Source organism: Glaesserella parasuis (genome assembly GCF_002015085.1).
GTDB classification, from domain to species: domain Bacteria; phylum Pseudomonadota; class Gammaproteobacteria; order Enterobacterales; family Pasteurellaceae; genus Glaesserella; species Glaesserella parasuis.
On record NZ_MUXW01000021.1, the window covers coordinates 1 to 23,520 of the forward strand.

At 39.0% G+C, this 23,520-nt stretch carries 22 protein-coding genes, 1 tRNA gene and 3 pseudogenes; 6 read left to right on the top strand and 20 right to left on the bottom strand.

Going from position 1 to position 23,520, the window contains the following annotated elements:
* The 7 genes and pseudogenes from B0183_RS11940 to B0183_RS06855 form a co-directional block, all read right to left on the bottom strand.
* Nucleotides 1-166: pseudogene (locus B0183_RS11940) on the bottom strand (IS256 family transposase); the annotation flags it as partial.
* 44 nt (nucleotides 167-210) lie between these two features.
* Nucleotides 211-927 carry an FtsZ/tubulin family protein gene (locus B0183_RS06830; RefSeq protein WP_035519506.1) on the bottom strand — a complete coding sequence of 239 codons (717 nt, stop codon included), beginning with the start codon at nucleotides 925-927 and terminating at the stop codon, nucleotides 211-213.
* Nucleotides 928-1,205: 278 nt separating this feature from the next.
* Nucleotides 1,206-1,853 carry a hypothetical protein gene (locus B0183_RS06835; protein ID WP_005714192.1) on the bottom strand — a complete coding sequence of 216 codons (648 nt, stop codon included), beginning with the start codon at nucleotides 1,851-1,853 and terminating at the stop codon, nucleotides 1,206-1,208.
* A 16-nt stretch (nucleotides 1,854-1,869) separates the two neighbouring features.
* Nucleotides 1,870-2,643: a PDDEXK-like family protein gene (locus tag B0183_RS06840; RefSeq protein ID WP_005714194.1), complete on the bottom strand. Its 774-nt coding sequence runs from the start codon at nucleotides 2,641-2,643 to the stop codon at nucleotides 1,870-1,872.
* A gap of 75 nt (nucleotides 2,644-2,718) precedes the next feature.
* A complete protein-coding gene (locus B0183_RS06845) occupies nucleotides 2,719-3,681 on the bottom strand; it encodes a helix-turn-helix transcriptional regulator (protein WP_078208555.1) in 963 nt (320 codons plus the stop codon).
* Nucleotides 3,682-3,743: 62 nt separating this feature from the next.
* Nucleotides 3,744-4,040 carry a NadS family protein gene (gene nadS / locus B0183_RS06850; RefSeq protein WP_016527809.1) on the bottom strand — a complete coding sequence of 99 codons (297 nt, stop codon included), beginning with the start codon at nucleotides 4,038-4,040 and terminating at the stop codon, nucleotides 3,744-3,746.
* A 2-nt stretch (nucleotides 4,041-4,042) separates the two neighbouring features.
* Nucleotides 4,043-4,387 carry a type II toxin-antitoxin system RelE/ParE family toxin gene (locus tag B0183_RS06855; protein ID WP_005714197.1) on the bottom strand — a complete coding sequence of 115 codons (345 nt, stop codon included), beginning with the start codon at nucleotides 4,385-4,387 and terminating at the stop codon, nucleotides 4,043-4,045.
* A 214-nt stretch (nucleotides 4,388-4,601) separates the two neighbouring features.
* On the opposite strand from B0183_RS06855, the gene B0183_RS06860 reads away from it, so the two are divergent.
* On the top strand, nucleotides 4,602-6,581 hold the full coding sequence (locus B0183_RS06860; protein WP_078208556.1) for an exoribonuclease II: 1,980 nt from the start codon (nucleotides 4,602-4,604) through the stop codon (nucleotides 6,579-6,581).
* A gap of 110 nt (nucleotides 6,582-6,691) precedes the next feature.
* Nucleotides 6,692-7,783, top strand: coding sequence for a murein transglycosylase A (mltA, locus tag B0183_RS06865; RefSeq protein ID WP_005714201.1), 1,092 nt, complete (start codon nucleotides 6,692-6,694; stop codon nucleotides 7,781-7,783).
* A 182-nt stretch (nucleotides 7,784-7,965) separates the two neighbouring features.
* On the opposite strand, the gene B0183_RS06870 is transcribed toward mltA, so the two are convergent.
* From B0183_RS06870 to prmB, 3 genes are all read right to left on the bottom strand, one after another.
* Entirely contained in the window at nucleotides 7,966-8,562 is a 597-nt protein-coding gene (locus tag B0183_RS06870) for a DedA family protein (RefSeq protein WP_021110885.1), read from the bottom strand.
* Between the two features lie 10 nt (nucleotides 8,563-8,572).
* The gene (gene purR, locus B0183_RS06875) at nucleotides 8,573-9,595 is read right to left on the bottom strand and encodes an HTH-type transcriptional repressor PurR (protein ID WP_021109591.1); all 1,023 of its coding nucleotides are present in this window, start codon (nucleotides 9,593-9,595) and stop codon (nucleotides 8,573-8,575) included.
* 114 nt (nucleotides 9,596-9,709) lie between these two features.
* Nucleotides 9,710-10,654, bottom strand: a complete 945-nt coding sequence (gene prmB / locus B0183_RS06880; protein ID WP_021110886.1) for a 50S ribosomal protein L3 N(5)-glutamine methyltransferase — start codon at nucleotides 10,652-10,654, stop codon at nucleotides 9,710-9,712.
* Between the two features lie 86 nt (nucleotides 10,655-10,740).
* On the opposite strand from prmB, the gene smrB reads away from it, so the two are divergent.
* A complete protein-coding gene (gene smrB / locus B0183_RS06885; RefSeq protein WP_005714346.1) occupies nucleotides 10,741-11,271 on the top strand; it encodes an endonuclease SmrB in 531 nt (176 codons plus the stop codon).
* Nucleotides 11,272-11,412: 141 nt separating this feature from the next.
* Here smrB and B0183_RS06890 read toward each other — a convergent pair whose 3' ends face one another.
* Nucleotides 11,413-12,630 (bottom strand): aromatic amino acid transport family protein, encoded by a 1,218-nt coding sequence (locus B0183_RS06890; RefSeq protein ID WP_021119110.1) that lies wholly within the window; start codon nucleotides 12,628-12,630, stop codon nucleotides 11,413-11,415.
* 147 nt (nucleotides 12,631-12,777) lie between these two features.
* Nucleotides 12,778-13,992, bottom strand: a complete 1,215-nt coding sequence (locus B0183_RS06895; RefSeq protein ID WP_078208557.1) for an aromatic amino acid transport family protein — start codon at nucleotides 13,990-13,992, stop codon at nucleotides 12,778-12,780.
* Nucleotides 13,993-14,325: 333 nt separating this feature from the next.
* Between B0183_RS06895 and B0183_RS06900 the strand changes: the two are divergent.
* Nucleotides 14,326-14,631, top strand: a pseudogene (locus B0183_RS06900) (IS1595 family transposase); the annotation flags it as partial.
* 28 nt (nucleotides 14,632-14,659) lie between these two features.
* Here the strand turns inward: B0183_RS06900 and B0183_RS06905 are convergent.
* From B0183_RS06905 to B0183_RS06935, 7 genes are all read right to left on the bottom strand, one after another.
* Nucleotides 14,660-15,199: a hypothetical protein gene (locus tag B0183_RS06905; protein WP_078208558.1), complete on the bottom strand. Its 540-nt coding sequence runs from the start codon at nucleotides 15,197-15,199 to the stop codon at nucleotides 14,660-14,662.
* 249 nt (nucleotides 15,200-15,448) lie between these two features.
* Nucleotides 15,449-15,525 (bottom strand) — tRNA-Val (locus B0183_RS06910).
* Between the two features lie 70 nt (nucleotides 15,526-15,595).
* The gene (apaH, locus tag B0183_RS06915) at nucleotides 15,596-16,414 is read right to left on the bottom strand and encodes a bis(5'-nucleosyl)-tetraphosphatase (symmetrical) ApaH (protein ID WP_075606064.1); all 819 of its coding nucleotides are present in this window, start codon (nucleotides 16,412-16,414) and stop codon (nucleotides 15,596-15,598) included.
* A 9-nt stretch (nucleotides 16,415-16,423) separates the two neighbouring features.
* Nucleotides 16,424-17,506, bottom strand: coding sequence for a lytic murein transglycosylase (locus B0183_RS06920; RefSeq protein ID WP_062924513.1), 1,083 nt, complete (start codon nucleotides 17,504-17,506; stop codon nucleotides 16,424-16,426).
* Between the two features lie 9 nt (nucleotides 17,507-17,515).
* A complete protein-coding gene (gene truB / locus B0183_RS06925; protein ID WP_071610311.1) occupies nucleotides 17,516-18,433 on the bottom strand; it encodes a tRNA pseudouridine(55) synthase TruB in 918 nt (305 codons plus the stop codon).
* Nucleotides 18,434-18,435: 2 nt separating this feature from the next.
* The gene (gene rbfA / locus B0183_RS06930; protein ID WP_005713730.1) at nucleotides 18,436-18,819 is read right to left on the bottom strand and encodes a 30S ribosome-binding factor RbfA; all 384 of its coding nucleotides are present in this window, start codon (nucleotides 18,817-18,819) and stop codon (nucleotides 18,436-18,438) included.
* A gap of 168 nt (nucleotides 18,820-18,987) precedes the next feature.
* A complete protein-coding gene (locus B0183_RS06935; RefSeq protein WP_232744945.1) occupies nucleotides 18,988-19,551 on the bottom strand; it encodes an autotransporter outer membrane beta-barrel domain-containing protein in 564 nt (187 codons plus the stop codon).
* Nucleotides 19,552-20,005: 454 nt separating this feature from the next.
* Here B0183_RS06935 and B0183_RS11945 point away from each other — a divergent pair.
* Nucleotides 20,006-20,190: pseudogene (locus tag B0183_RS11945) on the top strand (IS1595 family transposase); the annotation flags it as partial.
* A 164-nt stretch (nucleotides 20,191-20,354) separates the two neighbouring features.
* On the opposite strand, the gene rplY reads toward B0183_RS11945, so the two are convergent.
* Entirely contained in the window at nucleotides 20,355-20,642 is a 288-nt protein-coding gene (gene rplY / locus B0183_RS06945; RefSeq protein ID WP_005713734.1) for a 50S ribosomal protein L25, read from the bottom strand.
* A gap of 281 nt (nucleotides 20,643-20,923) precedes the next feature.
* On the opposite strand from rplY, the gene B0183_RS06950 reads away from it, so the two are divergent.
* Nucleotides 20,924-23,437: a glycogen/starch/alpha-glucan phosphorylase gene (locus B0183_RS06950; RefSeq protein WP_035491493.1), complete on the top strand. Its 2,514-nt coding sequence runs from the start codon at nucleotides 20,924-20,926 to the stop codon at nucleotides 23,435-23,437.
* The last annotated feature ends 83 nt before the right edge of the window (nucleotides 23,438-23,520 follow it).

Sequence of the window (23,520 nt, forward strand, 5' to 3'; positions counted from 1 at the left end):
TTCTAGGCTGATGTTTTTCATCGCCAAGATGGTCGGTCAGTTCACTATTTAACGCAGCCTCGACGGTGATTTTCTTGAGCATCCGTGAAAATTGATTGAGGTCTTCTGGTGTTTTTAGGTTTTTGGCAAATTCCGCTGCCAAGGCGTGAAGTTGTTTTTCGTTCATAATAAAATACCTGTGTCTGAATGTATTATCTCAGAAACAGGTATTTACACAAATTGTGGGAGAGGCTCATTTGTAGAAGCTATGATTGTACAATCCTCAGAAATAAGGGACGATATGGATTCCATAATCATATGATATTCATCCAAAAGAAGGTTTTCATCTGATGTAATTGAGATAACTGCACCATTTATTTCTTTTATTTTCTTGTGGCTTTTTGATAATAAATGAGTAATTACATCATCAGCACTAATTGTCTCTCCTTTTCGCTCTATTTCAAAAGAGTAAAAGTCTATTTCTTTTGCACCATAAGAAACTGTTTTAATATCTTCCACATCAACATTAATTAAATTATTCTCTGAAATCAAATCTATTATTACTGTAATAGCATCAAATAAGTCCGTCTCTTTAAGTAACATACAGTCTACTGGTAATGGCTTATTTAATGCAATAAGGATATCTATGCGCTTTTCTAAATCAAGTAGCCACTTATGACAATTACTATGCAGACTTTCCCTTCTTGTTGGTAATACGACTACAGATAAGCAATCAAATTGGAATGATTTTGCAAACTGATAACACAGCTGTAAATCTCTCTCATTATTTTCTACAAACAGAAGTGAGAATGCTTCAGTATCCACTGCCATAACTTCTGTAAGTTGCTCAATATAATGAAAAGATGTAACAAGCGGTGAATTTTCGTGATTTTTTACGAACTCATTACCTTGCAAGCCTATGCCGGTAAATTGCACTTTTTTAGACATATAGATCTCCTTGTTGATTGGAGCTATTAAATATAATGGTTAACACGACAAGATATGTCGCATGAAAATTACTTTAAGGCTTGTTAATGTTTTGTGCTTATAATTTTATACCTAGCACGCAAAATGCGTACTAGGTTACGTATAGTTGAGTGGCTTTGCCACTCTAATTCTCAGCCCCAAAGGGGCTGAATTATGCGTAACCCAGTACGGCTCTGACGTGCTGGGATATTAAATAAACACCTCTTGATGATTTTGCAATCTCAAAACATCAACAAGCCCTAGTTTGTGCCAAATTTCTTTTTCGCCGCTTCAACAATTTCGTTAAAAATCGGATGGGCTTCTTTTAACGTTTTTAACGCATCACGAATCGGCTCCATTGCATCTTCTAAGGAATCAGGATAGTTTTCAATGACTAGCTTAGGATCTAAAGATTTAATTGGTAGATAAAAATCATAGCCTTTAGTATTAAATTTAAAGCCTAATTTTCCTAGCTCAGGATATTTTTTATTCTGTTCTATCATGAACTCTTTCCAATCTTTATTGCCGCATTTTGGGAATTGTTTTTTCCAACTATAGAATCCTAAAACCATTCCTCCAACTTTTGAAAATAAAGAAGTAATCCCCCAATAATGAATGTTTTTACCCGTTTCATCACATTCAAAACCAAAATAATAATGAGCGTAGCAATTATTTGCATCCGTATCATCTGACGAATTTGCTAACCAGTATGAAGGATAAAATGTTGAAAATCTATTTTCAGCAGAATTAAATTTTCCTTTACACTCAAAATCAAACTCGAACTCTTTAATCACATTATCTACAGCATTAAAAAGCTCAGAATCAAAGTCATCATTAATTAAATGTGAAGCTTCATCAAACATCTGAATGTTTTCAATGATTAATTTGAAAGCTGCTTGTCTACTCATTTTAGTTTCCCTCATATTAAAAAGTTAAGATGTGTTCTACAAACTGTTCGGCTAACCATAAACTGCGGTTATTTGGATTTTTTCTTAGCTCTTGTCTTATTTGCTTCTGCAAAACTTTCGCAAAATGCGTCCAAGAAAGACCTATAATTTTTTCTTTATCCGATAAACTTTGTTTATCTTCCTGATCATATTTAACAATACCATCTTTTGTTAAATAAATAATTTTCCATTCTCTTGAACCTGCTTTTATTTTGGCAACATCATGATATCTTTTTAGCTGCTCTTTACCTTCTAAAGCATCAATTTTTACCTCAATAAATAGCAACACTTCGTCAGATTCAATTTCAATATCGACTCGTTCACTTTCATCTCCTAAAGGACAACATTCTTCCGTTGCCCGATAAACGCTTGGGAAAGGAAAGGATGACTTATCCCAACCTAGACTGTCATACAACGCTTTTAAGAAGAAACTTCCTTGTCCGTGATCTTCATGCATATCTAAAAACCAGCGTAAAACTTTACTATTGCGAACCTCATAACGCCCCAAGTTTGCGGTTTTCCATACATTAACCTTCATGCCTAAAGCCTTTTCTTCTTCCATCGGTACTCGTGCTTCTTTATACTTATTAAAAAAGTATTGTAATTTTTCACGATCAGGAATCACTAATTCCTTTTTTTCTTCCGAAGGCTCAAGAAAAACACCCTCTTTCCACATTTTAAAAAATGTAGCTAGTTGAGCGATGTCCAATGTTTTATCTTTATCTTGATTAAAATTTACTGATAAATGCATATTTTACCCTTCAATCAAATGATTAAATCTTGTTATAAACTGATTATATTCAGCAATGCGACAAGATATGTCGCACTAAACACTCTCTTTCTCAATATCCCAAATCTCTTCGCCAAAACGTCTTATCCACCATTCCAACATATCCGTATCAGCAACAGTCGCTTGGAAGCGGTAATGTTCTTCGCTTTCTTCGAGTGTAATTTGATCTTTTGAAAGTGGCGTTTCGGTTAAATGGAAGCCGGCCCAACGAGCAATGGAAAATGTCAGTTTCACTTTCCCACCACTACCAAAACCTAAATTCCCTTCATCTTGGTACTGTTTTAAGTTAAAGTCTTTTGGGCGTTCAAAGCTAAAGGTTGATAATTCAGCTTTTTTGATACGATGTAAGGCAAGTAAGCGGTTATCGTCAAACCCATCATAACGAGCGACTAAATAGGTGCTTGCTCCTTGTTGTGCAATCGCCAATGGCATAATCTGTGCTTTATGTTTTTTGCCAGTTTGGTTTTGGTATTCAATGTGCAGTAATTTATTTTGGAAAAGAGCGGTACTGACAGCTGTAAAAACATCCTCTTTCACTTTAGCAGGGATAAGTGGCTGGCTGGTCGGTACGCTACAAATTTTTCCGAGCCATTGATGTTCAGGATTACTCGTCCCTGCTCCCACAATTTTTTCAGCCTGTTTAAAAAAGGGTTCCATTGACGACATAATATTCGCAGGCAAGAGATATTTAAGTTGCTGTTCCGCTAATTTTAAGATTAACGCTTGTTGTTCGTTCAACATCGGCACGGAAATGCCGACTGATCGCTCAAGCCAACAATACGCATATTCATTGTCACGATCATCACATTCCAAATCGTCAAAATGCTCGCTTAAGGTTTTTAATGCACGCTGAATACTTCGCTTATCTTTTTCAAAGCCTGCCTTTTTCATACTATCGAATATCTCAGACGTAGTTAAACGATAAGGCTTTTTGGGGATACGGCGTAAAATCTCTAATAAAAAGAGTGCAGAATCAATTCCTGATGGGCGTTTGGGCATAATAATCTCCGCGCAATAAAATTGTGGTAGTTTTATCTGTCATAGCCACTTGTTGTATTGAATTAAAGCCCTTGTAATACAGGGATAAGTTCTGGCTGTTGCTCAATAATCGCAAGTAATTTCCGTGCCGCACCATTTGGGGTTCGTCTGCCGATTTCCCACGACTGCACAAGATTTTGGCTTACGCCTAAAAGAGAAGCAAATTCCGCTTGTTTCATCTGGTGCTGGGTTCTAATCGCTTTGACATTCGGGATTTTATGGATATGAATACGATGTGGTGGTACTTCTATTTCGCCTTTTTCAATGGCGACCATTTCTCTCGCACTTTCCATTAGACGTTCAAAAAGTTCTTTTTCCATCTTTACTCCTCACTTAATTGGGATACAACCGCTTTTAACATTGCTTTTTGTTTATCACTCATATTGTCTTGTTTGCTTTTAGCATACATCATCATTAATAATAATTTTCCCTGTTTGGTTACAACATAGTAAATCACCCTTACACCACCACTTTTGCCCTTGTTATTACTTTCTAGTTTCCAGCGAATTTTTTGGCAACCACCAGTATTCTGAATAAAATCGCCTAATTCGTGAGATTCTAATAAATAAGCCTGAAATTTCTGATATTCATCATCAGACATTAATGCTTTTCGGTCTTCTTCAAAAACTTTGGTTTCAATAAAAGTAAGATATTCTTCTGTTTCCATTCAAACAACCTTAGTATAACGTACACAGTACAATTTCTCAGCTATTTTATAGCCTAAGGTATAAAAATATTTTGGCTAGCTTGCTTTGCTATTTTTTCGATAGCGATCGAAAAAATCATAAATTTCTCAGACAGTCTGCCTGAAATCCGCTATAATTTTCTAGTTATATCGGTGCATTTCGCACCGCTTTTTATTTTTATCAATACGAGAATCTATGTTCCAAAATAACCCCCTATTAGCTCAATTAAAACAACAGATTGAAGCAAGCAAAGAATATGTTGAAGGCGTTGTAAAAACGTCAGATAAAAGTTATGGCTTTCTAGAATGTGAGAAAAATAGCTATTTCATTCCCCCTGCGGAAATGAAAAAAGTGATGCACGGCGATAAGGTCAAAGCTGTTGTGAAGCGTGATGGCGATAAAGAGCAAGTTGAAATTGACTCGTTATTAGAGCCAATGTTAGAACGTTTTATCGCTCAAGTGCGTTTTAACAAAGACGGGAAATTGCAATTAGCCGTTGATCACCCAAGTATCAATAACTTTATTCCAGCCAATACGCAGAAAAAAGTCACAGAAACCCTTGAAAATGGCGACTGGGTGGTGGCACAGTTGAAAACACACCCTCTTCGTGATGATCGCTTTTTCTTTGCTCAAGTCACGCAATTTATCTGTAAAGCGGACGATAATTTCGCGCCGTGGTGGGTAACTTTAGCTCGCCACGAACAGCCTCGTGAACCTGTTGCGAATGAGAAAAGCTATGAATTACAGGATCAAGTTGAGCGCGAAGATCTAACTCACCTCTATTTTACTACCATTGACAGTGCCAGCACTAAAGATATGGACGATGCGTTATACGTTGAACCAATTAGCGAGAACGGCACGCAAACAGGCTGGCGTTTAGTCGTTGCGATTGCCGATCCGACCGCTTACATTCCTGAGCAGTCTGCAATTGAAAAAGCCGCTCGCCAACGCTGTTTCACCAACTATCTTCCTGGTTTTAACATTCCGATGTTGCCACGAGAGCTGTCCGATGATCTTTGCTCTCTCGTGCCGAATGAAAAACGTCCAGCATTAGTCGGCTATATTGAGACAGATTTAAGCGGTAATGTGGTAGGTGAAGCTCGCTTTGTGTCAGCTTGGGTTCAATCTAAAGCTCGTTTGGTCTATGACGAAGTATCTGATTATCTTGAAAAAGTCGAAAATCACTGGACACCAGACTGTGCAGAAACCGCACAACAAATCGACTGGTTGCATCAATTTACCCTTGCTCGTATCGACTGGCGTAGCAAAAATGCCTTGCTATTTAAAGAGCAAGGCGATTACAGCTTTGAGTTAGCTGAGGACGGCGCAGTCAAAGCAATTCACATTGAATATCGCCGTATCGCTAACCAAATGATCGAAGAGGCAATGATTATTGCCAACATCTGTGCCGCACAGTTTTTAGATAAATATGCACACACAGGCGTATTTAATACCCACTCAGGTTTTGATAGCAAAAACCTAGAGCCTGCTCGCAAATTCTTACTGGATACGCTTTCCAATGATGAAAATAGAGAGAGTTTATCTGAACGCTACTCCCCTGAGCGTTTAAGTACCCTTGAAGGCTATTGCGAAATGCGTCGTGATATTGAGCAATTCCCTGAAAATTTCTTAGAAATGCGGTTACGTCGCTATTTAACTTTTGCTGAATTTAAAGCAACATCAGCTCCGCATTTAGGTTTAGGTATCAGCCATTATGCAACTTGGACATCGCCAATTCGTAAATATGGCGATATGGTCAATCATCGTTTAATTAAACAAGTTCTTGCAAATCAAACAGCAAAACCTGTCGAAGAAACCGTTTTAACTCGCTTACAAGAAGCTCGTAAGCAAAATCGTATGGTTGAACGTGATATTGCCGACTGGCTTTATGCCTGTTATCTTGAGCCTATGGTGGAACAAAACGTAGAATTTGACGGCGAAATCCAAGATGTTTCTCGTGGTGGCTTACGTGTTAAAGTCATTGAAAATGGCGCTTCGATTTTTGTTCCATTCTCAACTCTGCATAATAACAAAGAAGAAATGTTATTTAGCCCAGAAGAGATTGCACTCTACATCAAAGGCGAGAAGGCTTACCAGCTCGGGCAAGCGGTAAAAGTGAAGCTCAAAGAGGTTCGTGTAGAAACAAGATCGGTTGTGGGTGACGTTTTAATCTAAATAAGATTCAAAACTATTTCCATGATTACTCTCCTCTGTCCTTTATGACACTTTTATGAACATCAGGTAAGAAAAAATTTTACCTGATGTATATTTTCAAGGGAACAAATATGTTTTATAAAACTTATTCAAAAATAATTTTACTTAGCACCCTAACATTATTTACTGCTTGTTCTACAAAAATATCTGAGCAGCCTAATACAGAAATAACAAAATTAGGAGCTAAATTTCACCAACGTAAATTTATTCCATCTAATGTACCATTAGTGAATATATCGGATATTCAGATAAATAATAACATTGTTAATCAAAAGGATTTTTTACAACAACTTGCTCATATTCAAAACCATTCAACTAACCTAATGAAGCATCATGTAAAAACATATAATAAGCTCTTTACTTGGTTATCCCATGGAGGAAAAATTAAAGATTTAAAACATTACGGAGTCCAAATTCAACAAATGCGAGGGCAGGATGGGTACCAAAATGTACTAATGACGGGCTATTATATCCCTGTAATCCCAGCAAGAATACGTCCAGAAGGTGAATTTCATCATCCTCTTTATGCAATTCCTAAAGGGAATAAGAAATACTCAAGGGCTCAAATTTACCGCGGTGCGCTGGCTGGCAAAGGTTTAGAATTGGCTTATACTAATTCAATGCTGGAAAACTTTTTGATGGAAGTACAAGGTAGTGGCTTTGTTGATATCGGTGGTGGTAGGCTACATCATTTAGCCTACGGAGATAAAAATGGCTATGCTTACACCAGTATCGGTCGTTTGTTAGTAGAAGATGGAGAAATAGCGAAAGAGAATATCTCTATTCAAGCAATTCGTAAATGGAGTAAAGAAAATCCTCACAGATTGCAGTCACTACTGGAAAGAAATAATTCTTTTGTGTACTTCCGCCGAGATCCAACACTAGAAGTAAAAGGATCAGCAAGAGTCCCATTAGTTCCTTTAGCATCAGTTGCATCAGATAAGCGCCTCATTCCAACAGGAAGTGTATTATTAATTGAGATGCCTATACTTGATCACAATGGTAACTGGAATGGTCGCCATGAATTCCGCCTAATGGTAGCATTAGATGTTGGGGGCGCAGTGAAGGGACAACATTTCGACCTTTATCAAGGAATTGGACATCAAGCAGGACAAAAAGCAGGTCATATGAAACATTATGGCAGAGCTTGGCTACTAAATTAGGAACATAAAATTTGATTTTTATCAAAAAAATAAAAAAATTATGTTTTTATGCAAATAAAATTTGAAAAACTCAAAAAATTGACGTAATCTTACAGCAACAAGAATAAGTGTTATGTTCAATAACCCAAATCATAAATTTGCTTTCCGAGTAGCCCCTGTTATAGGGGCTTTTTTTATGTTTTTCAATTTACTTTATGAGACTTTTTCCATTTCCAAAATACAATGGCTCCGCCAATCAATAACATAAGCCAAATTGCCATCTGTCCTTTTTGAATTTGTTGATGTAGCCAGTCTAGGTTTTTTGCACCAAAATCCCCTAAATAGATCCAAATGGGTACGGAAATAATTGCTGCAAAGAAATCCACTAACACAAAGCGAGTAAAGGTCACTCGGCGTGTGATACCAGAAACCAGATACACCACAGCACGAAGACCAGGTAAAAAACGTGCCACAAAAAGCAACTTCCAGCCCTGTTTTTCAAAGCGTTCTTGTACTGTTGCGAAGCGTTCTGGGGTTGCAATGCGGCGAATAAGAGGGAATTGCAAAATCTTCTCGCCGTAAATACGACCTAGCCAGTACATTGTGCTGTCGCCCACTAATACGCCCAGCATACTGACAAACAACATCCAATGAACATTCGTGTATCCTAAACCAGAAATTACCCCACCAGACACTAATGTGACATCTTCAGGAATAGGCAAACCAAAGCCACAGGCGAGCAATACTAGAAATACCGCCCAATAACCATAGCTGCTGAAAAACTCAATTAATAGTTCCATTCTAACGTCCTTATTGATTTAGGTTGCGAACCGAACTACGCACCACTAATTCTGGATAAAATTCCAATACTTTAGGAGTAACAGGCTCAGACGGTTGCTCATTATGCTGTTGAATACGCTCTAATAAGGTATCAATTGCCATTTGCCCTAAACGTGTTTTAGATTGATGAATAGTTGTCAAAGGCGGTGCATAGAAACGTGAACTATGGATATTATCATAGCCAATCACGGAAATATCCTGCGGAACAGAAAGCCCTTTTTCTGTAATGGCTGAAATCACACCTAACGCCATTGCATCACAACCACAGATCACAGCGGTGGGTAACTTATCCTGTTTGAGCAAATTATTCATACTTTCATAACCGCCCTCAGGCTGAAAGTCATTTTCAAAAATCCACTCTTTGCGGATCAACAGACCTGCTTCCGTCATTGCCTTAACAAAACCATCATAACGGGCTTTTGCGGTTGTTTTATAAAGATAACCCGCAATAATCGCAATATCACAATGTCCATTATCAATTAAATGTTTGGTTGCCATATAACCACCATCAAGGCTGTGATCTATAATACGGTCACTCTTACCATCATTCGGACCCCAATCCATAACCACCATAGGTACATTCGTGCCATTAAATAACGCCAAGGAATTTTCCGTATATTCGGAACACATTACCAAAATGCCATCAACCCGTTTTTTAATTAACATATCTAAATGGTTTTGTACTTTTTCAGCATCATTTTGGGTATTACATAAAAATAGCGAATAGCCTTGACGATAGCAGTATTCTTCAACGGCAAGCACAATTTCCGCAAAGTACGGGGCTTCGCTTGTTGTGATAATCATACCAATTGATTTTGTTGTATTCACTTTTAAGCTTCGAGCAACGGCACTAGGCGAGTAATTTAGGCTGGCAATCGCATCCCATACGGCTTTTGTAGTATCTTCTGCCACAAAGCGAGTTTTATTGATAACGTGAGAAACGGTAGTGGTTGAAACCCCAGCCAATTTAGCAACATCTTTGATAGTAGCCATGGATATTCCTCCTAATAAAAATTGGGTTCTATTATAACGAAAATTTTCTAAAAATTACTGAATTTAATCTTTATATACGTACTAAAATACAGGAAATATAACAAACCCGATGAGTTAAAAGAATAAATGTCTATTCGCCACTAACTGCTCACGGGTTAAGCTAAACACCCCTAACCCACCATTTTTAAATTCAAGCCAGTGGAATGGCACGCTTGGGAATTGTTCAATTAAATGAACCATACTGTTACCCACTTCACAGACTAATACGCCGTTATCGGATAAGAAATCTGCCGCTTGAGCTAAAATGCGTTTGGTAATATCCAAGCCGTCCGCCCCAGAACCTAATGCCATTTCGGGCTCGTGGTGAAATTCTTCTGGCATATCGTCTAAGTCTTCTTGATCGACATAAGGCGGATTAGTCACGATTAAATCATAGCGATCTTGTGGTAGATCGTTGAACAGATCTGATTGGAATGGGAATACACGATGAGCCATATTGTGTCGTTCAATGTTGATTTCAGCCACATTTAACGCATCTACAGAGAGATCAACCGCATCAATTTCAGCATTTGGGAATTTGTCGGCACAAGCAATCGCAATACAGCCACTTCCTGTACACATATCTAAAATGCGTTTTGGTTCAGCTCGTAAAATCCCCGTAAAACCTTGTTGAATTAATTCGCCGATAGGGGAACGTGGCACTATCACTCGTTCATCAACGTAAAACTCTAAGCCAGAGAACCACGCCGAATTTGTTAAGTAAGCAACGGGTTTGCGTAAGCCTAAACGTTGCTCGACCATTTCAATAATACGTTCTTTTTCTACACAGGTTAAGCGTGAAGCGTAGAGTGTTTCTGGCACGTCCATTGGCAATGCAAGAGCGGTTAAAACCAGTTGATTGGCTTCATCCCACGCATTGTCGTGTCCGTGTCCGTAATAGAGATCAGAGGCGTTAAAGTAGCTGTATGCCCAACGCATCATATCTAAAATAGTGGCAAGATCGTCAGCAACAGGCGATGAAGCGATTTCATCAAGAAGTTCAAGGTTATGTTCGTACATATTTAATACCTATTTTGAAAAATTGCCGTTTTATACCATATTTCCCTTTGTGTTAGAATGGGCTGATTAATTTAAAAGGAAATATTATGTTAGAAAATGATGAGTTAGCTTTGTTTCGAGAAGCGATTAAGGGAACAAAGAAAATCAAACAAGATACCTTTGTTCCTAAAGTTGAACCGCGTAAAAAAATCAATGAGATCAGAGAATTAAAAGAAAAAGCGGATACATTGTTTTATTTTTCCGATGAATATGAGCCGTTATTAACCGAAGAAAATGATAAAGTGAAATACCGTCGAGAAGATGTCGATCCTTATATTTTAAAACAGCTTCGCCGTGGCGACTTTCACCCTGAACTCTTTTTAGATTTACACGGTTTGACCAAAGAAAATGCCAAAAAAGAGCTGGCAAGTTTAATTTTAGCTTGTGAGCGAGAAGGGATTTATTGTGCCAGCATTATGACAGGCTATGGCACAAGGGCGTTGAAATATCAAATCCCTCGTTGGCTTGTTCAACATCCGAAAGTGATTGCATTACACCAAGCACCGAGAGAATGGGGTGGTAACTCCGCCATTCTAATTTTAATTGAGCAACCAGAAAAATTAGATAAAAAACGATAAGAAGCTGTCTTTTTACCCTAAGAATATTCCAATAAAGGCATAGAGACAAAATTAAAGGAACCTGATATGGATCTGCACCTCAAAGAGGTTTGGCTTTACCAATTAACTAAGGTGCAGAATAGAAACCTAAGCAATATACCTCTAACCAGCAACAGTAGGTAAAATACCGTTTTGCATTAGAAATGGGATAACAATAATCACAATACCCATAATGAAAGCCAAAATTAAACCGATAGAACCACCTGCTACACGGTAGGGTAAGTTAGGGTGTGCTTGGCGAGCTTTCCACGCTAAACCGATAGGTAAAATTAATCCGTAGAAAGCAAAGAGTAAACCTGCATAACCTAAGGCTGCAATAAAGCCGTTTGGATAGAATAAGGCAAATGCAAGCGGAGGGATAAAGGTTAAAGGTGTCAAAATCGCTCGATTTGCTGGCAAGTTTACACGTTTTAGTAAATCGCCAACCCCTTCAAAAATACCCATTGCTACCCCTAAGAAAGAGGTGATTAAAGCTAATGCTGAGAAAATACGTACTACCTCGCCTAAAATGGTACTGCCTGTGATTTGGCTTGTTGCTTTAACTAAACCATTTAAAGTTGGATCTTGGTTTAATAAGGTGACAAATTCGCCTTGGCTTAATACGCCGTGTGTTGCTAACTGCCATAGTAAATAAGCACCGAGAGGGATCACTGTACCGATAATCACCGCAATTCTAATTTTACGAATATCCGCATCAAGGTAGCTATTAATACTACCCATAATAACGTGGAAGCCGTAAGAGGTGAAGAAAATCGGGATCACTGAAATAACTAATAAGTTATCTAGTGGCACTGCGGTTAAGTTCTCCAATTTTGCTTTTGGAAACATCATTAACAGTACAAATACAAATGCAACGATTTTACCGATAAAAAGAACACGAGTTAAACCGTCTACCCCTTTAATACCTACGACAACAAATACCCCTAAAATAAAGGTGAAAAGCAAAATGCCAACTTTTAAGGTGGTATCACCTTCTCCCATTTCAGGTAATAGTCCTGAAACAAGAGAGCCACCGCCTGTAATGTAGGCAGCTAAAAGTGCATAAAGCAGTACAAGTAAGCACACTGTCGCTAATACGCGACCAGGCATTCCAAAATACTGTTCAGCAAGGGTTGCTACCCCAACATCTTGCTGTGCGGCGGTCTGATAGACTTCCATAAACAGTAATCCAGTATAAGTGAGAAGCAACCATAATCCCACCAACAATACCAACGTCATTCCAAAGCCCATTCCTGCGGAAGTTAATGGCATTGCTAACATTCCTGCACCAATGGTTGTGCCTGCAATCATTAAGGCACTGCCTAAAATTTTATTTTTCATAAAAACTCCTGAAATAAAAATCCTAGGCATTCTAGCAAAACAAAATTAAAACGTAACGAAAAATTCTCAATGTAAAAAAATTATTACACTCGGTGTATTTTTTTATAATACAAAATGACTTAATTTTTGTACTTGCTATTCAACAAATTATCCAACCACTTTTGGTAGCCATCCACTTTCAATCAAGAATGGTACCATCACGATAAATACCCCAATAAGTAAAGCGAGTAATAGGGAAATAGAACCACCTTTTACTTGATATGGTAAATTTAGATTTTGACGACGTAATTTCCAAACCATTGCAATTGGTAACACAATCGCATAGAAAGCAAACATTTGCCCAGCATAGCCTAGAGCTGCAATAAAGCCTTGTGGATAGAAGAAGGCAAATAACATTGGCGGAATAAAGGTTAATGCACCTAAACTCACTCTTCCTGCATTTATATTTACACGTTTTAAAAGATCTTCCAATGCTTCAAATAGACCAAGTGCCACACCTAAGAATGAAGTGATCAAGGCTAATGCCGAGAAAATTCGCACCATTGCACCAATAATTGAACTACCTGTAATTTGTCTAGCCGCTTCAGCCAAACCGTTTAATGTCGGATCTTTTTCCAAAATTTGTAAAAATTCTGTTTGAGTTAATACGCCGTGCGTTGCCAATTGCCATAAAATGTAGGCAACTAACGGAATGGATGTACCCACAACAATAGAAATACGCAACGCTTTCACATTGCCTTCTAAATATTTGTTCAAACTTGGAATTGAACCGTGGAAACCAAATGCTGTAAAGAAAATTGGACTTGCTGAAATTAATAACGCATTATCAATAGGCATTGCCATTAAGTTATCTATAGATACGTTTGGCAAGAGTAAAAATAACACCAAGATAAAAGCAAGAATCTTAGTGGTAAACAATAGACGATTTACTGCATCAACACTGGTCGTACCTAAAATAATAAATACACCAAATACGAGTGTAAAAATCACACCTGAAATACGCGTAGTGGTTTCAGCATCAATAATAGTTGGTAAAAATACAGCAAGAAGTGAACTACCGCCTGATACATAAGCGGATAAAATAGCGTAAAGAAATACAATTAAAACCGTTGTTGAAACTACACGCCCGAAAGTGCCATAATATTTTTCTGCCAAAGTACCAAGCCCTGCATCACTGTCCACAGTTTGATACACTTCAACGAATAATAAGGCACTAAAGCAAAGTAATAACCAAAGTGCAACCAAAAGTAAAAACGTAAAACCAAAGCCGATACCTGCCGATGTTAAAGGCATAGCAAGCATTCCAGCCCCGATTGTCGTACCTGCAACAATTAAGGTACTTCCTAATGTTTTGTTTTTCATACAATTACCTGTCAATAAAAATGAACATGTATATTTTAATTAAAATACAGAATTTAGCTAGAAAAATCACACGGAATAGAAAAATATTTCTAAATAGTAAACTTTCTTTTACAAAAAACATGCTATCTCAAAATAGTACTACTGACTCTTCATCAAAAGAGAAAAAGTAATATCTCAAATTATAGGTACTTTTTATTAGAAAAAATCAATTTACTAAATTATCGCTTTAGCATTATTTATACTCTTAGTAGAGAGATAGCATAATGTGTGTAAAATATCTTGGGGCTGTCCTAGATAACGACTAAAAGCTCTATTTTAGGTTAAAATAACCAAATGAGAAAAAGTCGCCTAAGTCAGCATAAACAAAATAAACTCATTGAGCTGTTTGTGGCAGGTGTCACTGCTCGAACAACAACTGAGTTGGTAAATGTAAATAAAACGACAGCAGCCTATTACTTCTATCGTCTGCGATTGCTTATCTATCAAAACAGCCCACATATGGAGATGTTTGAAGGTGAAATTGAAGCCGATGAAAGCTATTTTGGCGGCACTCGCAAAGGTAAACGAGGTCGTGGAGCTGTGAGTAAAACCGCTGTATTCGGGCTTTTAAAGCGTGATGGTAAGGTGTATACCGTCATTCAGAACTGGAAACTGGCAATGAATCGATTTATGATTGATTTTGGTGATCGCCTAGACGATCAACGTTAAGTTGAAATGGGTGTTTACACAGAATTTGGGATAGGGTCACTGCTGGGAGTTTGATTTTTTCTAAGGTTTTTAAAGGATTGGTTGTTAAAAAATCCCATTCCATCGCTTTTGCGATGACGGCTGATAGGGTGGCTCTTTCCCTTGCGACTGAAGCTGGTTGTACTTCGGTGAGCCGTTGATTTTGCCACGCTCTGAAATGCTCTTTGGCAAGTTCGTTCAATTTGACTTCGCCAAGCGGTGTGCAGGCAATGCGTAAAATGCGGAAGCGTTCTTCACGTTTGCCCCGTTTGTGGCAGGTCACTTCTTGTAAATATTTCATCAGTAAGGCGGAAAATGTGACATCTGGGGTGTTGGTGTAACGCCCTGCTTCAATTTCTGCTTCGATAAAATTCGCCCAATTGACCGCTTCTGTGCGTGTTGTGAATGTTGCGGTTTTGGTTATACCTTGTCTGCGCACTTGCGCTCGCCATTTTTTGCTGTTTTTAATGATGGTTGCCATTGTTCTATCCCTTGTGTATCAAGCACTCATCGCTATTTGCAATGTGTGCAGTTGATGTGTGCAAATGTGTGCAATTAATTTTAGAACAGATCGAAATCGATCAGGAAATGACTGTTTTTTATAAAAAACAGGGGGTAGAAAACGTGGTTTTTAGTGGGTAATTCGCTGTCAAATACTAGGTAAGTATTTGTTTTTATGGGGAATTTATAAAATAAAAGCAGAAACGGGGAATTTCTGCTTTTGGGAAAATGGTGCGACTAGCTGGACTCGAACCAGTGACCCCCACCATGTCAAGGTGGTGCTCTAACCAACTGAGCTATAGTCGCATAAAAACGAGGTCTATTCTAAAGAAAAAGCAAAAACAACGCAATAGCGAGGGAAACCAACCGCTTGTTTTTAATCCAAATTTAAGCGTTTTTGTGTAAAAATATGTTTATCTTCCCAACGTAACATCGTCAAATGATTACCCCAAACACAGCCTGTATCCAACGCATAAATCGTATCTGGAGTTTGATAACCAATTAAACTCGCCCAATGCCCAAAAATAATCGGTTGCTGGCGATAAAACGGATTATCTAGTTCAAACCAAGGTTTTAAGCCCTCTGGGGCTTCTTCGACTGGTAATTTACAATCAAAATCCAACCGCTTATCCGCATAACAAAAACGCATACGCGTAAACACATTTAATGCATAACGCCAACGCTCAATGCCTTGCAAATCCGCACGCCACTGGTCTGGTGAATTGCCATACATCTGAGCAAGAAAATCTGCAAATTGCTCACCTTGTAACACCGTTTCCACTTCCCTTGCACAAGCTAAAGTGGTCGCTAAATCCCATTCTGGGCTTACTCCTGCGTGGACTAACAAAAATTGATGAACAGGGTGTTGTGCCACAAGCGGTCGAGAACGTAACCAATTTTGCAATTCCAAACGATCTTCCGCCTCAAAAATCGCATCAACCTTATCTTTAGGCTTCACCGCTTTAATTCCCTGCAGTGTCGAAAGTAAATGCACATCGTGATTACCCAACACCACAGTTGCCCTCTCCCCCAAAGCCTTCACATAACGCAAACAAGCCAAAGAGTTCTCGCCACGAGCAACCAAATCACCCGTTAGCCAAAGTTCATCATACTGCGGATCAAAATTAGCTTGCTCAAGCAACAACTGAAATTCATCAAAACAGCCGTGCAAATCTCCCACGATATAGGTCGCCATCGTTCTTCCCTACTCTACTCTCTGCAAAATACGATCTGCAAATTTCCCGATACTCACCGCAAAATTATTCGACTTATTCCAATCTAAAATCGTACGGAAATTATTCGACACCAAGAACGCTCGCCCTACCTCTTTATCAGGACGAACCAACCACAACTTCTCTGAACTCAACGCATTCAGTTTTGTTGTTTCTTGAGCCGTTGGATAGGCTAAATAAACACCCCACGCCTGCCACTCAGCAAGGCTTTTTGCTTTATTCAACTCAATCCCAGAAAAAGAGAGATCGATAGGTTGAGCCAACTTAACCTCTACCCCCCACGGCAAGTCCTTATCCCAGCCAACAGTTGCCAGATAATTCGCAATAGAAGCAAAGGCATCATACTGATTTTTCCAAATATCCTTACGCCCATCGTTATCGCCATCTGCCGCATAGTTCAAATAAGAGGTTGGCATAAACTGCGTCTGCCCCATTGCCCCAGCCCACGAGCCTTTCATCTCGGCACGCACTAAGGTTCCCTGTTGCAACATCTTCATTGCATTGACAAATTCTTGAGTAAACAACTTCTCTCGGCGACCATCAAATGCCAGTGTCGCCAACACAGACAACACATCAAAATTGCCCTGATAACGCCCGAAGCTACTTTCCATACCCCATAACGCCATCAAATACTCTTTTTGCACCCCATATTTCTGGCTTGCTTTGGTTAATTGAGGCTGATATTGCCACCAACGTTGTGCCGCCACGTCCACTTTTGCTTGGGTTAAGGTCTTATTCAAATAATTCGTCACCCCATTTGGATTTGGCGGTGGCGGAGGTAAATTAGGATCACGTCGACGACTAGCTTGTTGCTGATCTAACTCAACGGCACGAGGCACATATTGAATATTCAACGCCGTATTTAGCGCCTCTGCGGAAACCCCTTCATTCGCCGCTTTTTTCTTTAAAAAACTCACATAATCATCAAAATGAGCTAAAGAACGAGCATTAGGATACTTAGCCTCCAACGCCACCTTAGGATACTCTTGCTCAGAATTAGCACACCCTGCCAACACCAAGCACGCCATTGATATGGTTAAATAGGATCTCTTTATCATCTTACTTTATCTATTGACCATTCTACTTGGTCTAATCACATTATCCGCAGTAATTTCAGCAACGCCTAAAAACAGCTTTTCTGCTGAAAACAACCGCACTTGTCCATAAATTCCTTGCGGATTATCAAATTTCACACGTTGCCCAAAACCTACTGCTCTTGTCTGTTCATCAGTTAAATCCAAATGAGGCAAACGAGCCACCGCACTATCCATCGGCAACAACAACTGATCTAACTCAACAAGCGGCTGATTTTCCGCTAAATTTTGCAAGGCTTCTAAGCTCATCATCTTCTCAACAGGATAATCAGCGACTGCCAAACGACGCAACATTGTAACGTGAGCGCCACAACCCAACGCCTCCCCCAAATCATCAACCAACGTCCGAATATAAGTTCCCTTAGAACAATGTACTTCCAACGTCAAATAAGGGGCTTGATACTCAACAAATAACAGCTCAAAAATCGTAATCGGGCGAGCCTCACGCTCCACAGTAATGCCTGCTCTCGCATATTCATAAAGGGGTTTACCATTATGCTTTAAGGCAGAAAACATCGTTGGCACTTGCAAAATTTCACCACGAAATGCCTCAAGTGCCGCCAAAATATCTGCAATTTCGACCTTCACTTCACGCGTCTGCACCACTTGCCCATCAGCATCAGAAGTATCCGTCCGCTCCCCCAATTTTGCGATCACCCGATAACGCTTATCCGCCTCTAACAAAAACTGAGAAAACTTAGTCGCCTCACCTAAACAGATCGGCAACATACCCGTAGCAAGCGGATCTAACGCTCCCGTATGCCCTGCTTTATTCGCATTAAAGAGGCGTTTTACCTTTTGCATAATATCGTTAGAGCTTACGCCCTGCGACTTATCCAACAAAAACACCCCGTGGACATCACGCCCTTTTTTCTTTGGTCTGCCCATCGTTACTCTTCTTCAACGTGACGCTCTTGGTCTTTACGGATCACATTTGTCACCAAGTTTGACATACGCATACCCTCGACCAACGACTGATCGTACACAAAACGCAATTCAGGCACGATACGCAAACGCATCGCCTTACCCACTAAGGTACGAATATAGCCCGAAGCCTTATTTAGCCCCTCTAACCCACGTTCTACCGCACTTTCATCACTATCAAACAAGAAAGTCACAAACACTTTGGCATAGGCTAAATCACGACTGATTTCCACATCAGACACCGTCACCATACCAATACGCGGATCTTTCACCTCACGTTGTAAAATAATTGCAATCTCTTTTTGTAGCTCTTGTGCTACACGATCTGCTCTTGAAAACTCTCTTGCCATTGTTTTTTCTCTTAAATAAATAATGGGGCGTAAGATACGCCCCTAAATTGTCTGTCTCATTGCTTGTAACAGCAATGTAATTGCCTGTGATAATAGTCCAAAAAGGCTTATTTCACAAGCAAATGATATACAAGCGGTCACTTTAGCCTGATTTTTTGCAAAAAGTGACTAAAACTGATACTTCATTCCTACACTCACGTTTTGCCATTTTTCTCCACCTTTTTGACGAGCAATCGCATATTCCCCGAAAAGATGAAGAGCTTTGCTAATTTGATAATTCAATCCCAACTTCGCCATAGTGGCATATTTTGCAGGTGAAATACCCTGTAATTCAATTTCACTTTCCGCACCGATATAGCGAGCATTAAAGCCAAACGCATTTTCTGCTTTTGGGGTCATACGGTGAGATAAGGTCGTATTTAAGCTCAAATCTCCCCATTTCATGGTGGCACGTAACCCTAGCAAATAACTATTTAAGTTATATTGAGTACGATTCGCTTGAATACCAAAGTTTTTTCCTTCGTCAAAGGCTTTTTGATAAACAGAATCAAATTGGTATCCGATAAACGGACTTATTTCACCTTGTTCAAATTTAATACGATGTCCTAATTCCGTATAGAAATGATAAAGCTTTGATTTAACCTCTGTTTCGACACGGCGTGTTTCATTTGGCATTAAAATTGAACGCTTAATCTTGTTTTTCGCATTTGCCATTCCAAGCTGTGCTAGCAAATAGTTATTGTCTAATAATAAGTGTCATATTTGAGGAATTATCTCCCCCACCACAAGCTGTTACCAATAGTGATACGAAAGCCGCTTCCGAATATCTACGCACTTTCTTCATAACATTTCCTTCACTCACCACTCAAACACATAACAAAGATTAAAATCCAGGCAATTTTATCACTAAATAATCAGAATAAATAGGAAAAACCGCTTTTCTGCGGTTTTTCAAATGAAAATACAATCTATATCAAATTTATGATGATTTTATTAATCCTAGCAAGTCAGAAATCTGCTCTAACTTATAATCTGCCAACGACCAACGTGGATCATCCCACTCTGCCTTAGCAGGAATAACGACAGTTTTCATATTCGCTGCTTTGCCTGAAATCATACCTAATACAGAATCTTCAACGGCAAAGCATTCATTGACTGTGGCACTGAGTTATACCACTCCATAGAAAAAAAACATATAAACAGAATTGAGCATTTTTAGAGCCAAGATAAACGTCATTTACTCAAGTTTAACAGTATTTCCAAAGTACATTTGGAATTGTATTTGAAGGAATGCAAATAGCGTTTTAATCACAGTAACTTAAAGCTCAAATTTCCATTTAAACATAATTAGTTAAAGGCGGTTTAAGTTAGTTATCTAGCCCCTATTTATTATAGTTAAAAGCCCCTTTATCCGCTGATAAAAGGGGCTTGGAACTACTTGAAATTTATTCCTAAACTATCTCGTAGTAATCTGACTTTAAATTAAAAAAACTAACAGATACAAAGTCTGAGAAATAGTGTTTAACTACATGGGGTTAAATACGTTTAAAGTCTAAGTGAACAAGTTTTGGTTTAGTTGGGTGACGTTGAATCGCTTGTACTTTTACTTGCTCTTCTTTACCCGCAACAACGATAGTTAACACTTCGTTGTAGAACGCATCGTGTACTTGTGCGTTGTTTACTTTATCGTGGTCTAAAATGATTGATACAGCTTCTGCTTTACCACCGTAGATGATTGCAGGAACTTGACCATTGTGACGCAGGCGGCGGCTCGCACCCTTACCTTGCGCCGAACGAACTTCAGCTTCAAATTTGAATGACATAATTAAATTCTCATAAATAAAAAGGGAACCTAAGGTTCCATTGATACAAAAATAGCAGGCGACCCAGCTATTTCCCTAAATTTGACGGTTAAAAAACCGAGTGCGTATTCTAATGAAAATTTAAGAAAAATCAAACATTACTTCGCTGTTTCTACTTTTTCAACAGTATAGTTCAGTAAGTAAGCGCAATTTTTCGTAATTTGGTAAGAAACTTCACAAAAGTATTGTAAAATGCGTCGTTTTTTTATTCTTTCTATCGTTTTATTTAATAGGAGTAATGAATGACTATCGCTCAGTCAAACACACATCTTAGCCCTGAGAACATTCAAAATGTCAAAAATGCCATTTTGCATAAACTTGTTTTTGCTCTTGGTGTAGAACCGCGTGAAGCAAGCAAACGTAACTGGTTAAATGCGGCATTGCGTGTTGTGCGTGATCTTTCTACGGAATCTTGGTTACAAACTCGTCGTAGCCAAGCGGCAAATACAAGCCGTCGTGTTTATTATCTTTCTATGGAATTTTTAATGGGAAGAACCTTCAGTAATGCTATGATTGCAGAAGGTGTTTATGATCTAATTCGAGCTGCGTTTGACGAGCTAGGTCAAAATCTTGAAGACATTATTAATGAAGAAGGCGATCCAGGCTTAGGTAACGGCGGCTTAGGTCGCTTGGCTGCGTGTTATATGGACAGTCTTGCAGCAATGAAGATCCCTGCGATTGGCTACGGTATTCGTTATGAATACGGTATGTTCCGCCAAGAGATAAAAAATGGCGAACAAGTTGAAAATCCAGATTATTGGTTAGAAAATGAATTTGCGTGGCCTTACTTACGTTCAAGTAAAAAATTCCCTGTACGTTTTGGTGGCAGAACTTGGCAAGAAGGCAAAAAAACCGTATGGCAACCTGATGAAGAAATCATTGCTCAAGCCCACGACCAGCTTGTCCCAGGATTTAAAACCACTGCAACCAACAGCTTACGTCTATGGTCTGCACACGCAGGGGAAAAACTATTTGGTTTAGCAGACTTTAACCGTGGTGACTATTTTGCAGCAATGAGCCAACAAAATAGCTCAGAAAACGTTTCTCGTGTACTTTACCCAGACGATTCAACTTACAACGGTCGTGAATTACGTTTACGCCAAGAATATTTCCTTTGCTCTGCATCAGTACAAGACATCGTTCGTCGTCATGAAGTGGAATCGGGATCTTGCTTAAATCTTGCGGAAAAAGTGGCAATCCACCTTAACGACACCCACCCTACCCTTGCGATTCCTGAGTTAATGCGCATTTTAATTGACGAAAAAGGTTATAGTTGGGAACAGGCATGGAATACGACTCGCAAAGTATTCTTCTACACCAACCACACTTTAATGAGCGAAGCGTTAGAAACTTGGCCTGTGGAGATGGTGGCTCGTATCTTACCACGTCATTTACAAATTATTTTTGAAATCAACGATTGGTTCTTACAAGAGGTTCGTCAGCAATTCCCAAATGATGAAGAATTAATCCGTCGTGTATCTATTATTGACGAACAAGGCGACCGTCGTATTCGTATGGCGTGGTTAGCCGTGATTGCATCAGGCAAAGTCAATGGCGTAGCCAAAATTCACTCAGACTTAATGGTGGAGTCTATTTTTGCCGATTTTGCGAAGATCTACCCAGATCGCTTCACCAACGTAACAAATGGTGTAACCCCACGTCGCTGGATTCATATCGCTAATCCTGGACTTGCTGCAATTTTAGATAAACGTATTGGCAAAGAATGGCGTACCAATTTAACTCAGTTAGACAAGTTCAATGCCTTTGTTGATGATACTGATGTTCAAGTAGAAGTGGCTGCGGTTAAAGTAGAAAATAAACGTAAACTCGCCGCTTATGTAGAACAAACTCAAGGAATTAAACTCAACCCTGAAGCGATTTTTGACGTTCAAATTAAACGTATTCACAAATACAAACGTCAGCAATTAAATGTGTTACACATCATTGCTCACTATAACCGTATTTTAAGAAACCCAACAGCAGATTGGCAGCCACGCGTCTTTATCTTTGCAGGTAAAGCAGCAAGTGCTTACTATGCAGCGAAAAAAGTGATTCGTTTAATCAACGATGTTGCAAATGTGATCAACAACGACAGCCATATTCGTGATTTAATCAAAGTTGTCTTTATTCCGAACTACAGCGTAAGCCTTGCACAATTAATTATTCCAGCAGCAGATGTGTCTGAGCAAATTTCCCTTGCTGGTACAGAAGCATCAGGTACATCAAATATGAAATTTGCCCTAAACGGTGCATTGACAATCGGTACCCTTGACGGTGCAAACGTGGAAATTTTAGATCGTGTAGGTAACGACAACATCTTTATCTTCGGTAACACCGTAGAACAAGTGGAAGAGTTACGTCGCAACGGCTACTCACCATATCACTACTACGAAAAAGATGCAGAATTAAACGAAGCAATTTCACAAATCTTAAATGGTAAATTCTCACCAGAAGATCCATATCGTTATCAAGAGTTAATTCTCTCATCAGGTGACTTCTATCAAGCCTGTGCGGATTTCCGTAGCTATGTAGATGCTCAAGAGAAAGTAGCAACCTACTTCCGTAATAAGAAAGCGTGGACACGTTCTGCGATCATCAACATTGCGAATATGGGCTACTTCTCATCAGACCGCTCTGTGTTAGATTATGCGAAAGATATTTGGAAAATTGAACCAATGAACGAAACGCAATTATCTTCTCAGCCGAAAGTAGCGGATATGATGAGTAATGCGAGTAAGTTGTTAGTTATAAAATGATTTTATAACTAATAGACTAAGATACACTCTCTAGACATTTGGAAATTCTCCATTCTACTATTGAATAAAAATGGAGAATTTCT

What these genes read in the sequence shown, in the direction of transcription:
- B0183_RS06830 (WP_035519506.1), bottom strand. Translation starts at nt 927, where the DNA reads ATGTCTAAAAAAGTGCAATTTACCGGCATAGGCTTGCAAGGTAATGAG.
- B0183_RS06835 (WP_005714192.1), bottom strand. Translation starts at nt 1,853, where the DNA reads ATGAGTAGACAAGCAGCTTTCAAATTAATCATTGAAAACATTCAGATG.
- B0183_RS06840 (WP_005714194.1), bottom strand. Translation starts at nt 2,643, where the DNA reads ATGCATTTATCAGTAAATTTTAATCAAGATAAAGATAAAACATTGGAC.
- B0183_RS06845 (WP_078208555.1), bottom strand. Translation starts at nt 3,681, where the DNA reads ATGCCCAAACGCCCATCAGGAATTGATTCTGCACTCTTTTTATTAGAG.
- nadS (WP_016527809.1), bottom strand. Translation starts at nt 4,040, where the DNA reads ATGGAAAAAGAACTTTTTGAACGTCTAATGGAAAGTGCGAGAGAAATG.
- B0183_RS06855 (WP_005714197.1), bottom strand. Translation starts at nt 4,387, where the DNA reads ATGGAAACAGAAGAATATCTTACTTTTATTGAAACCAAAGTTTTTGAA.
- B0183_RS06860 (WP_078208556.1), top strand. Translation starts at nt 4,602, where the DNA reads ATGTTCCAAAATAACCCCCTATTAGCTCAATTAAAACAACAGATTGAA.
- mltA (WP_005714201.1), top strand. Translation starts at nt 6,692, where the DNA reads ATGTTTTATAAAACTTATTCAAAAATAATTTTACTTAGCACCCTAACA.
- B0183_RS06870 (WP_021110885.1), bottom strand. Translation starts at nt 8,562, where the DNA reads ATGGAACTATTAATTGAGTTTTTCAGCAGCTATGGTTATTGGGCGGTA.
- purR (WP_021109591.1), bottom strand. Translation starts at nt 9,595, where the DNA reads ATGGCTACTATCAAAGATGTTGCTAAATTGGCTGGGGTTTCAACCACT.
- prmB (WP_021110886.1), bottom strand. Translation starts at nt 10,654, where the DNA reads ATGTACGAACATAACCTTGAACTTCTTGATGAAATCGCTTCATCGCCT.
- smrB (WP_005714346.1), top strand. Translation starts at nt 10,741, where the DNA reads ATGTTAGAAAATGATGAGTTAGCTTTGTTTCGAGAAGCGATTAAGGGA.
- B0183_RS06890 (WP_021119110.1), bottom strand. Translation starts at nt 12,630, where the DNA reads ATGAAAAATAAAATTTTAGGCAGTGCCTTAATGATTGCAGGCACAACC.
- B0183_RS06895 (WP_078208557.1), bottom strand. Translation starts at nt 13,992, where the DNA reads ATGAAAAACAAAACATTAGGAAGTACCTTAATTGTTGCAGGTACGACA.
- B0183_RS06905 (WP_078208558.1), bottom strand. Translation starts at nt 15,199, where the DNA reads ATGGCAACCATCATTAAAAACAGCAAAAAATGGCGAGCGCAAGTGCGC.
- apaH (WP_075606064.1), bottom strand. Translation starts at nt 16,414, where the DNA reads ATGGCGACCTATATCGTGGGAGATTTGCACGGCTGTTTTGATGAATTT.
- truB (WP_071610311.1), bottom strand. Translation starts at nt 18,433, where the DNA reads ATGGGCAGACCAAAGAAAAAAGGGCGTGATGTCCACGGGGTGTTTTTG.
- rbfA (WP_005713730.1), bottom strand. Translation starts at nt 18,819, where the DNA reads ATGGCAAGAGAGTTTTCAAGAGCAGATCGTGTAGCACAAGAGCTACAA.
- rplY (WP_005713734.1), bottom strand. Translation starts at nt 20,642, where the DNA reads ATGTCATTCAAATTTGAAGCTGAAGTTCGTTCGGCGCAAGGTAAGGGT.
- B0183_RS06950 (WP_035491493.1), top strand. Translation starts at nt 20,924, where the DNA reads ATGACTATCGCTCAGTCAAACACACATCTTAGCCCTGAGAACATTCAA.